The sequence below is a fragment of the Neobacillus sp. DFD-2R genome, assembly GCF_057747865.1.
The window spans coordinates 2,894,162-2,909,721 of sequence record NZ_CM173228.1 but is presented as its reverse complement, the minus strand read 5'-3'; the positions used below and the strand labels follow the sequence as shown (position 1 = coordinate 2,909,721).

The window sequence follows — 15,560 nt, the reverse complement described above, 5'->3', positions numbered from 1 at the left end:
GAAAGATAAAATGAGGTGTTTCATTAATGATTAATTCGAATATTAAAGCGTGGACTGCAATTGGAGCGTGTTCTATCACACTATTCTCAATTATATTGAAATCCTTTTATCCTGAAGCACCGGATTACACAATAGGATTTGCTCCAGTAGAAATTACGGTATTTGCTTCAATCTTGGGAATGATTACAATGGCACTATCTATTTACTGGCAGCGTGAAAGTTTAATGCCACGTATTCTTTTGCTAATTAGCACATGGGGAACTTGTTTTTTATTAGTCTGGTCTTCAGGCGGTATTGTGTTTGACACTTTTCGAACAGCTGCTGTACTTGGAATACCAGGCTTGCCACCTGTCGTAGATTGGCCAGGGTTCGCAACCAGAACGATTAGCCTCATAGCTGCCATACTGCTTGCTACAGCGACCATCTCTTTTCAACGTATATCCCGAGGGGCATGTATTGTATGTGGTCAAGGTCCTTCGGTGAAAATCAAACCTGACCATAAATGGTTCGGCTATGCTGCATTTGTACTAACTTTTCCATATCCATTATTGAAACTTTATTGGTCCTTCGGTGGAACCCTAGGAGGTGGCCAAAATTTCAATCAACATTCTGCTTATGGAGAAATAATAGTATTTGGCGTTTGTGCACTACTTTGTCTTGCTCTTGTACAAAAATGGGGGCGTATTTTTCCTAGCTGGGTACCATTTATTGCTGGGAAAAAAGTTCCTCGATTCATTCTAATCACCGGAGGTTGGGTTGCTGCATCCATGACAGTTTCAATGGGATTTTTGGCAATATTGGGATCTCTTATGGAGGTAGTAGGTCTTGCCGATGGGCCAATGAATTTCGATGACACAGGTTTGTTAGTATCTATGGTATATGGAGGATGGTTATTGCTGGGGATAGCGATTACTGGAGCTACTTGGAATTATCAAAAGCAAACCAGGGGTAAATGTTCAAAGTGTGGAAAAGTTTAAATAATCTTTATAGACACATTATAAAAGGATCTTTAATCGAAGATCCTTTTTTATATGCCGATAACATCGCTTATGTGAACTAGTTTGTGTAGGATCTTGTTCAGCAATCAGTCCAGATTGTGGAGGAAACAGTAAGAGTAAGAGTAAGAATACTGATCCAAGACTATTTGAGAAGTGTTTCACTTAAACTATCCTGAAAATAAAAAATGGGAAAAGAGTGTTTTAGACAATAGGAAACTAGACCCCAGTAAAATCCAATTTTTTTAAAAGATCTGGATGGGGTAACTAACTATATTTTTCAACTATAATTACGCAATAGCTTCAATTGTAACCTTACAGCCAAGAGTCTCTAATCGCCTTATTGATTGTTTAATCACGATTTCTTTCTTTCGTCTGTCGAAGTAATCCGCTCCCAACTCAATATATGGAACTCTTTTGTTTAACATGTGATAAGCAATGGTTAAAATGGTATGTCCAACCGCAACTGCTGCCCGTTTTTTCCCAACTCTTGCTGATAAACGTTGGTATTGGGATGAAAGATAGGTATTTTTTGTCCTTGCAGCTGAATGTGCTGCTTCAACAAGTGCTGCTCGTAATTTTTTATTTCCTTTTCTCGTTTTTCCAGCACTTTCATTGTTACCTGGAACCATTCCAGCCCATGAACATAAATGAGGAGCTGAAGGAAATTGCTTTGAAATATCTATGCCAATACCAATCTCAGCCATGAGCTGTTCAGCGTGACCTCGACCTATTCCAGGAATAGAATCAAGTAGTTCAATATCTTCTTCATAAGGTTGCATACGTTGCTAGACTTCTTCACTTAACATTATGATTTGTTGATCCAAAAAGTCGATATGTGAAAGCTGAGTTTTTAACATCATCTTTTGATGAAGTCCGAGGGATCCGAATAAGGCACGTTCCAAATCATCCTTTTTCTTTTTCATGCTTCTTTTTGCCATTCTAGCTAATACTTGTGGATCATGGATTCCATTGATGAGTCCCTCAATCATTGATCGTCCGGACACACCCATAATGTCTGTTGCAACAGAGGAAAGTTTGATATTAGCACCTACCAACACTTTCTGCATTCTACTTATTTCTCTTGATCTTTCTTCAATAAGACTTCGACGGAATCGAACAAGTTCTAGTAATTCTCTTTGATCTCGATTTGGAATATAACTGTGTAGAAGAAGACCGTGACGAAGAAATTTTTCGATCCATTCAGCATCTTTAACATCGGTTTTGCGTCCTGGGACAGCCTTGATGTGAGCGGCGTTGACAACCAATGGTTGAATGTCTTCTAATTCAAGAAGGTTGTATTAGTTTCCAATAAACACCGGTACTTTCCATAGCAGCGTGAGAACAAGATTTACTTTTAATCCAATCTATTAATTTAATCAGATCGTGCGTCATCGTACCAAATGTTTGAATTTCCTTTCCTTTTGAAGTAATGGCACAAGCCGTAATGTTCTTTTTGTGAATATCTAATCCACAACACCGTTCATTAACAACATCCATTTTTATTTTCCTTCCTACGGGCTGAAGTAAATTAAGGCTGGTGCAACAACCATATAAGATTAATCTATCCTGCGTGCTTCCCGTGAGGGAGCGACAATTTGTGGTGCACCTGGTCGTTAAAAATCAGTCTACCATGCGGGCTCGAGGCACCATAGTTGAACGACCTTCCTTCGCCAGCCTATAAAAAGGATTGACAGGTATAATGAAAACTAGACGGGATTAAGAACCATTTTCATTCATTTGATGGTGCCGCAACGCGGCATGAGAGTCTACCATGAAAATAAACTTCTGTAACTTTGAGAAAATGGCAATATTAAAGAAGACGCAGCTCATTCGTTTTTTAAAAAAGGGGAGAGCGCCAATTTCATAGATCTATGGTAATTAAGTGAACTGGATTAAGAGGCTTTAGGTTCTTCCAGCGTAACGATGTATCCTAAACTTTCAAGTCGTCTTAATGAATGCCGAACAATTGATTGTTGTCTCTGCTTATCAAAGTAGTCTTCACCTAAGTCTACATACATTTCTTTTCGGGTTAATAGATAATAAGAGATACGTAACATTGCGTGAGCGACTACAATTCCAGCACGTTTTTTACCCTTTCGGGATGCTGTACGCCTATACAGTGCACCAAGATAGTTTTTGAATCCCCTTACTGAATGAGCTGCTTCGGTTAACCCCGATCTTAAATACTTATTTCCTTTTTTAGTTTTGGCTGATTTTCTTTTTCCAGCACTTTCATTTTGCCCAGGAACTAATCCTGCCCAAGAACACATATGAGCTGCAGTGGGGAATTGTTTCTTCACATCAGTCCCAATTTCAGATAGGATTTGTTCGGCCATTCTGGTTGCTATACCAGGAATGGAATCCAATCGTGCCACATCTTCTTGATGAGAGCTGACTCTGTCGGAAACTTCCTTATCCAGCATCTCGATTTGCTCAGTCAGAAAATCAATATGACCTAAAATGGTTTTTAACATAAGGCGTTGATGTGAATTGATATAGCCTTTTAGGGCGAGTTCCAGTTCTTCTTTCTTCTTTTTCATAGTGCGCCGGGCAAAGTTTGCTAGTTTTTCAGGATCCTCCTCACCATCGGCAATGGCATCAAGCATATCCCGAGCCGAAACACCCAAAACATCTGAAACAACAGATCCCAATTTAATGTTCGTTCCTTCTAACACCTTTTGGATTCGGTTATGTTGCCTGGCTCGCTCTTCGATTATACTTCGACGATAGCGAACTAGCTCACGCAGTTCACGTTGATTTCTATCTGGAATATAACTTGCTTTGAGCAGCCCGTGCCGAAGAAGCTTGGCAATCCATTCTGCATCCTTTACATCCGTTTTGCGTCCTGGAACTGCCTTCATATGTTGGGCATTCACAACTAAAAACTCAATATCCTCAGCTTCAAGTAAATTCACAATCGGCTTCCAATAAACACTCGTGCTCTCCATGGCGACATGGGTACAATTATGATGTTTAATCCAGTCAACCAACTGTAATAGAAATACAGTTTTAGTAGAGAACGTTTGAATCTCCTTTCCTTCAGGTGTCAAAATACAGGCAGTAATATTGTCCTTATGGACATCCATACCGCATGCTCTTTCAATGACTACATCCATTGAAAACATCCTTTCTACGGCGATCATTATGATTAGAGGCTGGTGCAACAACCAGAATAGGATTAATCTACCATGTGTGCTTCCCGTAAGGGAGCGACAGTCAGTGGTGCACCGTGGTCGGTGGAGTCAGACTAAAGGATGGGCTCTCACGCACCATAGTTCAGCGACCTTCCTCTCCCAGCCGTAGAATCAGTATTGACGGTTCCAACCCATTTTCATTCTCTGTGGTGAAGCGCTGGGTTTTTGCGCTTCATGGATGGCTAACGGGTGCGATAGTTCAAGAAAATCTCATAAATCCTTCTTTTTATTTTTTAGAGAGGAGTTGCAAAATGTCACTTTTTTTTCATAATTATATTAATACAACATTTTCTAAATTAGTTATGATTTGTATGTAATTAATTTAGGAGGTGCTGTTTTTGTACATTTTGCAATTTTGTAATGCCTACACCCAAGAAGTTCTTAGAGAAGTGGAGTATGAAAATATTGAAATGATTTATTCTATTTTAAATTCTTTTCAAGATGAAATGAATCAATTTTGTTATCTTCTAGACAGTCGGCAAAGGTTATTCAAGGCAGACTATGTTTCTAATACAGTTACTTATCAAGGAAATGATACAGTTTATCGAGTCTTCTTTAAAGTGAGGTTAAATGATCTACAACCATTGGTTAAAAATTGATTAATGAAGAGTGGCCTAATTTAGTCGCTCATTTTCTTTTGTTCTTCAGTGAACTGCTGAAACACTTCAAGTTATAGCTGCTAGACTTTTTTAAGCTTATTGAACTATTGGGGCAGTTCAATTGAATTGAAATTTATAGTACAAAATTCTACTAGGAAACCATTATTTGGATTATAATTACTATGGAAATTCAAATGAAACGAGGGATATGATTGGAACTTCTATCGATTGAAAAACAATTTGCAGATGCTTTAAAATCCGTTGCTCGCAATTTAGAAATAAAGGAGTATATTCAGCAATCTTCTGAACTTTATCCGTTATTTCAAAGTGCTGCTAAAAGATTTGTAACAGGTGAATCAAGAGAAGAGGGATTATCAATTGGTGATTTACTTATCAATAAGGGTTACCGCATTTCGCTAGAATTTATCGGGGAGAATACTATAAACAAAGAGGAGTGCGTTCGTGCTAAAGATGAGTTTATAGCGTTGATGAAGGAATGTGGGTATCGTGGAATAAGTTCTCGTATTTCTTTTGATTTATCTCATATAGGTTTATCCGTTGATTTTGAACTTGCCTATCAAAACTTATTAGAAATGGCAAAAGAAGCACAATCCTATAATCTTTCTCTTATGATTAGTATGGAGGAATCGGCTAAAACGGATCAGATACTTTCTATATACAAAAGAGTTGTTGCCGAATATCCTAACGTTGGGGTTACACTACAAGCCCAACTACATCGAACACTAGATGACCTTGATGAATTGCTTAATTATTCTGGGGCAATTCGTATTGTTAAAGGAGCATATCAAGAACCATCAGATATTTGTATCCCTCGCTCAGATGAGTTGGACCAACGTTATTTAGAATTAGTGGATTTATGTGTTAAAGCTGGTCATCAGGTTTCAATTGCTTCTCACGATGAAGCTATCTATAAACAGATTATGGAGCGTGGTTATTTACAAAATCCATATGTGGAAGCAGAAATGTTATACGGAATTCGTCCTGAACTTTGTAAACAACTTAAAGACAAGGGGTTGCCTGTTCGGGTTTATTTAACTTATGGTTTGGAGTGGTATCTTTACCTTACTCATAGAATAGCAGAATATCCACCAAACATTTATGTTGCAATTACGGATATGATTCGTGGAGAAGGAAACTCTTCTCAATTTTACTAAATTAGAATGTAGAAAAATCTAATTCAACTAAAGCGTACGATTCTTCAATAACGAAGGGTCGTTTTTCTTCTTCAGCTACCATGAAAATAAGTTTCCTCAAGATTAGTAAAATGACAATACTTAAGAAGACCCTGCTCAATCGTAAAAAAAAAAGAGGAGAGCGTTAATTAATAAGTCTATGAATTGGTTGACTGGATTAAGGTCAGTATCAGTATTGACACTTCCTTACCATTTTCATTCTCTGTGGTGAAGCACTGATTTTGCGCTTCATGGATGGCTAACGGGTGCAAGAGTTAAAGAACGGTGGATTGCTGCGGCGATCCTTTTTTCTTGTTAAGCTAACGGGCAGAATAGTTGAACAAAAGACCTTATCTCCAACGCAAAAACGGAACCGCGATTTGCGATTCCTAAGATTAAAAGGTGCCCTTTAAAGACGATCCTCTCTCGCCTTTATGAGCTTTACATTCTCTTTTTCTACTTCATTTAAAGAGCTATTATAGGAAGGGTCTGCATTATACCATGATTTACTTGAAAAATATTTTTGCAAATCCGCCGATTTAAATACATACCCATGACGTGCGTAGATCTCATTTCTAGCTAAATGCAGTTGCCCTTTTGTAAGAGTAGCAATGTCTTCTTCACTCAGAACCCTCTTATCACTATCAGGCAAAATATTATCTGAAGAGGAAAGATTTGAACTTTCCCTGATATTTTTTTCTGTTGAATTTTTACCATTATTTGGATCGATATTATTTTTAGATTGATCCATCGTTTTTGTAGCAGCTACATCTGTTTTAGGTTCATGCTTATTAAAATCTTTAATGATTAAGTAAGCAACACTTAAAACGAACAACAAACCAATAATTGATCCAACCCCTACCACTAATCTCTTATTCCTTAATACTATTGTTTTCGAACGAACTTTCCTTTTTTCAATGCGCGTTTTTGGAGCCGAGGTAATGTTTTTCTTAGCTAGTGCCACCATTGAATCGCAATTATTACAGAATCGACTAGATTCATTTAACTTTTCACCACAATTTGTGCAAAAATCCATTTTACATATTCCTCTTTCTATTGATATTTTCCTTTACTATTCAAATTGGCATCTAGTAAAGGTCATCAGTAGGGGTGCTGTTCTGTCTGACCGTTTAAAAAAGCCCGGCTTTCCTATTAATAAGGAGCCGGTCTTCTACTAGGGATACAGCTATACTATATCATGGCTTGTTTACAGTTTAGTTAATAGAAAAGAACAGTTTGATAACAGAGACCAGCAGCACCTCCAAAAAACCACCTAAACCTTGGCCACCTAGAAGGTAAATAAATAAGAAAGTTAAGAGGTTCGAAACCAAAAAATAAGTGCAGGAAAAAGGTAACAGTATATCCTTTGATTCACCATCACAAACTAACGCCTTCTTACAGAAGGCTTTTTATTTTCAAGAGGAGTCATATCTAATAAGGTGTGTGAAATATAGGTACCTAACATAACGGTATATCTTCGGATTAAGTCATTTGTAGAGAGTTAAGTATTAAAAGGGCTAAATCGCAAAGGTCTAATGATCTAAAGATTGTGAAGGATTATACTTAAACTAACGAAGTTTAGTTTAATAAGATACCTTCCATTTGTTTAATTTTGTACCTGCTCATGTTATAATGAGGAACTTAGGATAATTACGATTTTACTCATAATTGAACGGATGCCAAGAAAAGCCTCCGACTAGCGATAAAAAATGGGGGTGTAAGAGAATGAATAAACGATGGACGATTGGTAAAATTAAAGAATTTGTTGAGAACAATTCGGAAAGTAAGTTGCTAACGACGGAATACCAAGGTTTTTCTCAAAAGTTACTGTTTAAATGTGCATGTGGTAGCAACTTTGAAAAAACATTTACGAAATTTAAAAATAATAACCAACGTAAATGTGACGTGTGCCAACCGCCAAAAGCGTCACGCTAAATGTATATAACGGGTGCGTTGATCCAATTAGGATTAACGCACTTTTTATTTAACTTCTTATTGAACAAACGGGCAGCATAGTTTAATATGGCTGGTAAAAAATAAGTATTTGGATGTGAAAACAGTTATGGATTTATTTGAATGGATTTTTCCCTTTATCGGAATAATCGTAATTCTAATTTATGTTATGTTTTCTAAAAATAATAAGTGGTTAAAAATACTTGTTTTAATTGTAATCATCGGTGTTTACTATTTTATTGGTTACCTGTTTAATACTAATATTTTAAATGCTATAACTTTTCATAGACACGGTTTCACAATCAATATTATTGGCTTTGTTGTATTAGTTGCTACATCTGTTTTAGTTCTTTATTTTATCCAAAAATATATGGATAAAAGAAAAAAATAAGTAGACCTTGTTCAACTATCCTGAAAATAAACTTCTGTAACTTTTGGAAAATGGCAATACTAAAGAAGACGCAGCTCATTCGTTTTTTAAAAAAGGGGGAGAGCGCCAATTTCATTGATCTATGGTAATTAAGTGAACTGGATTAAGAGGCTTTAGGTTCTTCCAGCGTAGCGATGTATCCTAAACTTTCGAGTCGTCTTAGTGAATGCCGAACAATTGATTGTTGTCTCTGCTTATCAAAGTAGTCTTCACCTAAGTCTACATACATTTCTTTTCGGGTTAATAGATAATAAGAGATACGTAACATTGCGTGAGCGACTACAATACCAGCACGTTTCTTACCCTTTCGGGATGCTGTACGCCTATACAGTGCACCGAGATAGTTTTTGGATCCTCTTACTGAATGAGCTGCTTCAGTTAACGCCGATCTTAAATACTTATTTCCTTTTTTAGTTTTGGCTGATTTTCTTTTTCCAGCACTTTCATTTTGCCCAGGAACCAATCCTGCCCAGGAACACATATGAGCTGCAGTGGGGAATTGTTTCTTCACATCAGTTCCAATTTCAGATAGGATTTGCTCAGCCATTCTGGTCGCTATACCAGGAATCGAATCCAATCGTGATACATCTTCTTGATGAGAGCTGACTCTGTCCGCAACTTCCTTATCAAGCATCTCGATTTGCTCAGTCAAAAAATCAATATGACCTAAAATAGTTTTTAACATGAGGCGTTGATGTGAATTGATATAGCCTTTTAGGGCAAGTTCCAGTTCTTCTTTCTTCTTTTTCATAGTGCGCCGGGCAAAGTTTGCTAGTTTTTCAGGATCCTCCTCACCATCGGCAATGGCATCAAGCATATCCCGAGCCGAAACACCCAAAACATCTGAAACAACAGATCCCAATTTAATGTTCGTTCCTTCTAACACCTTTTGGATTCGGTTATGTTGCCTGGCTCGCTCTTCGATTATACTTCGACGATAGCGAACTAGCTCACGCAGTTCACGTTGATTTCTATCTGGAATATAACTTGCTTTGAGCAGCCCGTGCCGAAGAAGCTTGGCAATCCATTCTGCATCCTTTACATCCGTTTTGCGTCCTGGAACTGTCTTCATGTGTTGAGCATTCACAACCAAAAACTCAATATCTTCAGCCTCAAGCAAATTAACAATTGGCTTCCAATATACACTCGTACTTTCCATGGCAACATGGGTACAATTATGCTGTTTAATCCAGTCGACCAACTGTAATAGAAAAACAGTCTTTGTAGAAAACGTTTGAATCTCCTTTCTTCTGGTGTCATAATACAGGCAGTAATATTGTCCTTATGGACATCCATACCGCATGCTCTTTCAATGACTACATCCATTGAAATCATCCTTTCTACGGCAATCGTTATAATTAGAGGCTGGTGCAGCAACCAGAATAGGATTAATCTACCATGTGTGCTTCCCGTAAGGGAGCGACAGTCAGTGGTGCACCGTGGTCGGTGGAGTCAGACTAACGGATGGGCTCTAACGCACCATAGTTGATCGACCTTCCTCTCCCAGCCGTAGAATCAGTATTGACGGTTCCAACCCATTTTCATTCTCTGTGGTGAAGCGCTGGGTTTTTGCGCTTCATGGATGGCTAACGGGTGCTTGTGCGGCCGAGCATAGGTCGTATCATATAGCGGGTGGGATTCCCGCCGAGAAAGAACTAGCCATTCACTCGTAGCGAGTCTTGGAGGACTATAGGTAACTTTAGTCTTTAAGCGTAGACAGATAGGTTGCGGGCCGAAAGCCAAATGGTTGAAGGGATTGAGCTCCATAAGGTTAGTAATTCGAGAGGGCTGATGCTTTAAGCACAGCAGAAAGCAACATTTTATCTTTCGTAATTGGCAAGAAGGGTAAAACCTCTCTGGAGTCAGAGACCTTGGCACGTTACACATTGATATGATACGGCAACTCGGGAGACCCTACCGGTCTTTTCTTTTTTTTTTAGAAGAGTATGGTCTACAAGCGATACAAAGCAAGGAAACCAAATGCCGATGTAGGGAGTCGGATAGCAGCGTAGTACCAATGAAGTTGGGTAATGCCGATGGAGGAAAGGCTGCTACCAGTGATCACCCTTATTAGGGGACACATTTACTACACACAGAGGTAGGAATAATAAATGGAAACAAAACTACTAAGGATAGCAGAATTAGCAAAAGCTGACCCTAAAATGAAATTTACATCTCTTGCACATTTACTAAATGAGCATTCACTCGCTCAAAGTCATATTGAGCTACCCAATAAGAAGGCAACTGGGATTAACGGTACAACTAAAGAACAATACAGTGAAAATCTAAAAGAGAATATAGAAGATTTAGTAAGTAGGCTTAAAAGCAAAAGTTATCGCCCTGTTCCAGTAAGGAGAATGTATATTCCAAAGCTCAATTCAAACAAGAAAAGACCACTGGGAATACCGGAACACGAAGATAAGATTGTTCAAAGAGGCATTACAAAGATATTAAATACTGTCTATGAAAATGATTTTCTAGACTGCTCTTTTGGATTCCGTCCAAATCGTAACTGCCACGATGCTCTGAAAATACTGAACTATTATATTGAAAAGAGGTCAGTAAATTATGTAGTAGATGTAGATATTAAGGGTTTCTTTGACAACGTTGACCACTTATGGATGATGAAGTTCTTAAACCTGCGAATCGCTGACCCTAACTTATTAAGAATAATTGGTAGGTTTCTTAAAGGTGGATATATGGAGGAAGGTAAGAAGTACAAAACAGATACTGGGACACCGCAAGGTGGAGTAATATCTCCGATATTAGCCAATGTATATCTGCATTATGTCCTCGACCTTTGGTTTGAGAAAAAGGGTCAGAAAACAGTGCAAAGGACAAGCATATATAGTGAGATACGCAGATGATTGTGTGCCACGAAAGCAAGCGAAGTGTGCCTGAAGGCACATCCAGTAAGCTGTGCTGCACTCAAGATGAGAGTAGGCCTCTCGCAATCGCTATACAGGTAGAGATTGCAAACCACCCTAAGGTGCTATAGTCAAAAGCTATGGTATTGAGCGTTAGGGAAAAGGCAGAGCGATACTCTGTCAGGTACATATTAAGGAGACGAAAACCATTGAACCGCTGAAGAAGTATCGAAAGCGTAGAGGTGTCATCAAAACTGAGAGGGAGTCGTTAACTCAGGATAAGTTCGGAGGAAACCTGTTAACTGTCCGTTCGGTGACCGGTATAAAGGCGGCGTGAACTTAATGTAGGCTTGGGTGTGGAACGTGGGAACCTACGACATGGATGCCAAGGGAGAGATTTCAAGTGGAAGCCCCACAAGAATCAGAGTACCAATGCCATGTATAGGGGCGGAATAACTCGTAGTAGCTATGAAACCTCCTAACGGAGATGGAGCAAAGGGGTTATGTTATTCAGTTTTATTTACAGGTCAACCATTAAAGTGGGAGGAACTCATGAATAAAACAAAGCCGTATCATATATCTAAAAAGGCAGTCTATGAAGCCTTTCTTAGAGTAAAAGCAAATAAGGGGTCAGCAGGAATTGATGAAGAGTCAATAGCGGAATTCGAAATGAACCTAAAGGATAATCTCTATAAGCTATGGAATAGGATGTCATCAGGAAGTTATTTTCCACCAGCAGTTAAGGCAGTGGATATACCAAAGAAAGCTGGGGGTACTAGAACACTAGGAATCCCGACAGTAACGGATAGAATTGCACAGATGGTTGTGAAATTGTACTTCGAGCCATCAGTAGAACCCTTCTTTCATGAAGATTCTTATGGATATAGACCTAAGAAAAGTGCCATCCAAGCAATAGAGATTACTCGTAAAAGATGTTGGAGATATAATTGGGTTCTTGAGTTCGATATTAAAGGCTTATTCGATAATATTGATCATGACTTACTAATGAGAGCAGTTGAAAAGCATACTCAAATTAATTGGGTAAAGTTATACATCAAGAGATGGTTGAAGGCACCTTTTCAAATGAAAGATGGAATAAAGGAACGTACATCTGGTACACCGCAAGGTGGGGTCATAAGTCCAGTTTTGGCAAATGTATTTCTACATTACACATTTGATAAATGGATGTCTATTAAACACCCAAACAATCCGTTCGCAAGATATGCAGATGACGCAGTCATCCATTGCAAGACAGAAGTTGAAGCAGAGGGTCTGCTTAAATCTCTAAACAAGAGAATGAACGACTGTAAACTTGAACTACATCCAACAAAAACAAGAATTGTATACTGTCAGGATGCAGATAGGAAAGAGAAGCATGAAAACATCGCATTTGATTTTCTAGGATACACGTTCAGACCAAGGCTGTCAAAGAACAGATGGGGAAAACATTTTGTAAACTTTACACCCGCCATTAGTAACAAAGCAAAGAAATCAATTCGGCAAAAAGTAAGGGACTGGAAACTTCAGCTGAAAGCGGAAAAGGACCTTACGGACCTATCAAATATGTTTAACTCAAAAATCATAGGCTGGATTAACTTCTATGGCAAGTTCTACAAATCCGAAATGTAAGGCATATTAACAAAGCCTTAATAATGTGGGCGAGGAAGAAATACAAAAGGTTGGCTCGTCATAAGAAAAGAGCAGAATATTTCTTAGGTAGAATTGCAAATCAGAATCCCAAGCTCTTTAAACATTGGGAAATGGGTATTAAGCCTACGGCTGAATAATGGGAGCCGGATGAGCTGAGAGGTTCACGTCCGGTTCTGAGAGGGGCTACTGGGGAGGTTCCAGTGGTCTACTTGCCTTGTTTGTTGTTTTCAGTATAAGAGTGAGGCTCTAGATTTCTTTCAATCATTAAAATTGAGACTGAAGAAGTTTAACTTAGAAATAGCTGAAGATAAAACGAAAATTATTTCCTTTGGAAAATTTGCGGATAAAGGTGCAAAACAGAAGGGGAATAGTAAACCTGAAACCTTTGATTTCCTTGGTTTTACACACTATTGTGGGAAAAGTAAACAAGAAAACTTTCGGGTAAAACGGAAATCAAGCAGGAAGAAAGTCCAAGGTAAACTCAAAGAATCCAAAGAATGGTTAAAGAAAAATAGAAATAAAGATATTCATATAATTATGGATAGATTCAAACGTTCACTTATAGGTTACTACAACTATTACTGCATCACAGATAATACTCCAAATGTAAACAACTTTAGAGACAAAATCGGGTACTTACTGTTTAAATGGCTCAATAGAAGAAGTCAAAGGAAATCATTTACCTGGGATAAATTCAGACTCTTTCTTAATAAATATCCACTACCTTCACCCAGGGTTAAGGTTAATATATATGATTTAAGAAAAGAGATCAGCTACATTCTGTGAATGATTACTGGAGGAGCCGTCAAGGCTGAAAATCTTATGGAGTGAAAGTCTCCTGTTGTCAATTGACCGATTCGGACAACTAGCATATCCGATGCGTGAGGAGGTAACAAATCACGTTCTGCTCGGACGTAAAAGCCGTAGCTGCCTATATTACTCGGAGAATATAAGGTAGGAACAGTCAGTACGGCAAGCAAACCTAGAGGCCAGAAGGATTTAACGAATACTGCAGTCTCGAAATGGCTCCCCCTTCAGAAGCTGTTGAAGGGAATGTTGCATTCGCCGACCCATTGGTGCACTGGGGAAGGCCGAAGCCCTATAGGAAGAAACGGTTATATGCACTATAGGGGAAGCCGGGATATGGGCTCTAGCATCTAGGGAAAGATTTTCAGAGATAACGACGGGAAGGTCCTACTTCCAGCTGGGACGACAACAACCAGCAAAAACCCTTCATATAAGGTACCACCGAAATTGACAGGAGGATTTAGGGCTGACGGATGAGGTCGTAGTAGCTAAGAGGAAAAGGTAATGCTTTTCTAAATATGTAGAAACATATTTCAACAATGGTAACACCAAAGTTGAGCAAAGGACCTCTGGGCACTTGGATGCCAAGGGATTGTGATATAGGACACAGAGCCTTATTAATAACAGTTATTTGTCCCAAATTTGGCTAATAATGTAGTAAACCTTGTTATTGATGGGGGAATATGGGTGTCGCCATTTAATCCTAGGATAATTAGGGAAGGCTCATTTAGTAGAAATCCAAGGTCAGAACCGGACTCGGGAAATCCGACTGTCCGGGATCGCAAGGGGGCTTCAGGAAACGTGACTTTAATTGGTGCGCGCGCCTGAATTCTATCCAGACAATAGTGCAAGCACGGTTCTGTGAGGGGGTGGAGTACAATCTACCGTAAGGTAGAAAGGCTCCATTCTACTCGACTACTTAAAGAGTGGTTGCGAACAAACTAACGGGTTCGGTTTTGGAGTAGAAAAACCGAATTCGCACACTATTTTGCATCATAATTAGCAATTGAAGTCCAAGTAAATTCACACTCGAAAACGTACAGAGTTTAGTTCACTGTGCGTTTTTTGTTTTTTGCGTGAATTTTCCGAATGATTTATGGGATTTTATGTTAATCTAAAATTAAGGAGTTAGTGAAGGTTTACAATTAAACTAAGGGTTCAGGATAGTTCAAGAAGGAGTTTTTCAATAGTATAAAATAAATATAGAGAAAAGAGGTGTAAAGTTATGCTAGAACTAATAAGTAACGTGCTAGAGGATATGGATAAGCAACTTCACCGCATCATTAAGAGTTTGACTCATCTCGATGATGAAATGATTTGGAAAAGATTGAAGGTATCCACAAACAGTGTCGGGAATCTTTGCTTACATTTAGCAGGAAACGAATATCAAAATTTCGCAAGTGCAATCGGTAATAAACCATTTATTAGAAAACGCTCTGAAGGGGAATTTAATACCGAAGGAGGTATGACCAGAGATGAATTGATAAATTTGCTTCTAAGAACACGGGCTGAATCAACTTTGATATTATCAAACTTGTCAGAAGTTGATTTAAAAAGGGAAGTAGTAATACGATATGAACTTAATGATTGGAATAGGATGCATCGACTTAACGCTTCGGAAGATGAAACATATGATGTAAGAGTAATTAGCCGTTTGCTTATACAGGTCGGGGCACACTATGGTTATCACGCAGGGCAAATTGTACTACTCTCAAAATTAATGATGGATATTGATGAAAACATAACTGACCAGTACCATTGAACGTCATAGTCAATTTTACTTAAATTTATTCAATTGCATTAGTATACCAATTTCGCAATGGTTTTAACATATCAATTAGCGAGTGTCTACTAGCCAGCAGACTGCTG

Annotated in this window: 11 protein-coding genes and 2 pseudogenes; 9 read left to right on the top strand and 4 right to left on the bottom strand. The window is 38.5% G+C overall.

Annotation, left to right across the window (positions count from 1 at the left end; all coding sequences use genetic code 11):
* Positions 1–26: 26 nt before the first annotated feature.
* Positions 27–977 carry a hypothetical protein gene (locus AC3ANV_RS14620; protein ID WP_488309479.1) on the top strand — a complete coding sequence of 317 codons (951 nt, stop codon included), beginning with the start codon at positions 27–29 and terminating at the stop codon, positions 975–977.
* A gap of 308 nt (positions 978–1,285) precedes the next feature.
* Here the strand turns inward: AC3ANV_RS14620 and AC3ANV_RS14615 are convergent.
* Positions 1,286–2,495, bottom strand: a pseudogene (locus AC3ANV_RS14615) (IS110 family RNA-guided transposase).
* A 395-nt stretch (positions 2,496–2,890) separates the two neighbouring features.
* The gene (locus AC3ANV_RS14610) at positions 2,891–4,114 is read right to left on the bottom strand and encodes an IS110 family RNA-guided transposase (RefSeq protein WP_488309478.1); all 1,224 of its coding nucleotides are present in this window, start codon (positions 4,112–4,114) and stop codon (positions 2,891–2,893) included.
* A gap of 416 nt (positions 4,115–4,530) precedes the next feature.
* Between AC3ANV_RS14610 and AC3ANV_RS14605 the strand changes: the two genes are divergently transcribed.
* Positions 4,531–4,791, top strand: a complete 261-nt coding sequence (locus AC3ANV_RS14605; protein ID WP_488309477.1) for a hypothetical protein — start codon at positions 4,531–4,533, stop codon at positions 4,789–4,791.
* A 212-nt stretch (positions 4,792–5,003) separates the two neighbouring features.
* Positions 5,004–5,966 carry a proline dehydrogenase family protein gene (locus AC3ANV_RS14600; protein WP_488309476.1) on the top strand — a complete coding sequence of 321 codons (963 nt, stop codon included), beginning with the start codon at positions 5,004–5,006 and terminating at the stop codon, positions 5,964–5,966.
* Positions 5,967–6,393: 427 nt separating this feature from the next.
* Here AC3ANV_RS14600 and AC3ANV_RS14595 read toward each other — a convergent pair whose 3' ends face one another.
* Entirely contained in the window at positions 6,394–7,020 is a 627-nt protein-coding gene (locus AC3ANV_RS14595; RefSeq protein WP_488309475.1) for a YARHG domain-containing protein, read from the bottom strand.
* Positions 7,021–7,709: 689 nt separating this feature from the next.
* Here AC3ANV_RS14595 and AC3ANV_RS14590 point away from each other — a divergent pair.
* Positions 7,710–7,919, top strand: a complete 210-nt coding sequence (locus tag AC3ANV_RS14590; RefSeq protein ID WP_488309474.1) for a hypothetical protein — start codon at positions 7,710–7,712, stop codon at positions 7,917–7,919.
* A 127-nt stretch (positions 7,920–8,046) separates the two neighbouring features.
* Positions 8,047–8,328, top strand: coding sequence for a hypothetical protein (locus AC3ANV_RS14585; RefSeq protein WP_488309473.1), 282 nt, complete (start codon positions 8,047–8,049; stop codon positions 8,326–8,328).
* Positions 8,329–8,470: 142 nt separating this feature from the next.
* On the opposite strand, the pseudogene AC3ANV_RS14580 reads toward AC3ANV_RS14585, so the two are convergent.
* Positions 8,471–9,693 (bottom strand): annotated as a pseudogene (locus tag AC3ANV_RS14580) (IS110 family RNA-guided transposase).
* 785 nt (positions 9,694–10,478) lie between these two features.
* Here AC3ANV_RS14580 and AC3ANV_RS14575 point away from each other — a divergent pair.
* The 4 genes from AC3ANV_RS14575 to AC3ANV_RS14560 all read left to right on the top strand — a co-directional run bounded on the left by AC3ANV_RS14575 (position 10,479) and on the right by AC3ANV_RS14560 (position 15,453).
* A complete protein-coding gene (locus tag AC3ANV_RS14575; protein ID WP_488309472.1) occupies positions 10,479–11,234 on the top strand; it encodes a reverse transcriptase domain-containing protein in 756 nt (251 codons plus the stop codon).
* A gap of 552 nt (positions 11,235–11,786) precedes the next feature.
* Positions 11,787–12,863, top strand: a complete 1,077-nt coding sequence (ltrA, locus tag AC3ANV_RS14570; protein ID WP_488309471.1) for a group II intron reverse transcriptase/maturase — start codon at positions 11,787–11,789, stop codon at positions 12,861–12,863.
* A gap of 291 nt (positions 12,864–13,154) precedes the next feature.
* Positions 13,155–13,670: a group II intron maturase-specific domain-containing protein gene (locus AC3ANV_RS14565; RefSeq protein ID WP_488309470.1), complete on the top strand. Its 516-nt coding sequence runs from the start codon at positions 13,155–13,157 to the stop codon at positions 13,668–13,670.
* A 1,246-nt stretch (positions 13,671–14,916) separates the two neighbouring features.
* Positions 14,917–15,453 (top strand): DinB family protein, encoded by a 537-nt coding sequence (locus AC3ANV_RS14560; RefSeq protein ID WP_488309469.1) that lies wholly within the window; start codon positions 14,917–14,919, stop codon positions 15,451–15,453.
* Positions 15,454–15,560: the final 107 nt, after the last annotated feature.

Bases quoted from the DNA above. Each gene is read 5' to 3' on its own strand.
- AC3ANV_RS14620 (WP_488309479.1), top strand. From the start codon at position 27: ATGATTAATTCGAATATTAAAGCGTGGACTGCAATTGGAGCGTGTTCT.
- AC3ANV_RS14610 (WP_488309478.1), bottom strand. From the start codon at position 4,114: ATGGATGTAGTCATTGAAAGAGCATGCGGTATGGATGTCCATAAGGAC.
- AC3ANV_RS14595 (WP_488309475.1), bottom strand. From the start codon at position 7,020: ATGGATTTTTGCACAAATTGTGGTGAAAAGTTAAATGAATCTAGTCGA.
- AC3ANV_RS14590 (WP_488309474.1), top strand. From the start codon at position 7,710: ATGAATAAACGATGGACGATTGGTAAAATTAAAGAATTTGTTGAGAAC.
- AC3ANV_RS14585 (WP_488309473.1), top strand. From the start codon at position 8,047: ATGGATTTATTTGAATGGATTTTTCCCTTTATCGGAATAATCGTAATT.
- AC3ANV_RS14575 (WP_488309472.1), top strand. From the start codon at position 10,479: ATGGAAACAAAACTACTAAGGATAGCAGAATTAGCAAAAGCTGACCCT.
- ltrA (WP_488309471.1), top strand. From the start codon at position 11,787: ATGAATAAAACAAAGCCGTATCATATATCTAAAAAGGCAGTCTATGAA.
- AC3ANV_RS14560 (WP_488309469.1), top strand. From the start codon at position 14,917: ATGCTAGAACTAATAAGTAACGTGCTAGAGGATATGGATAAGCAACTT.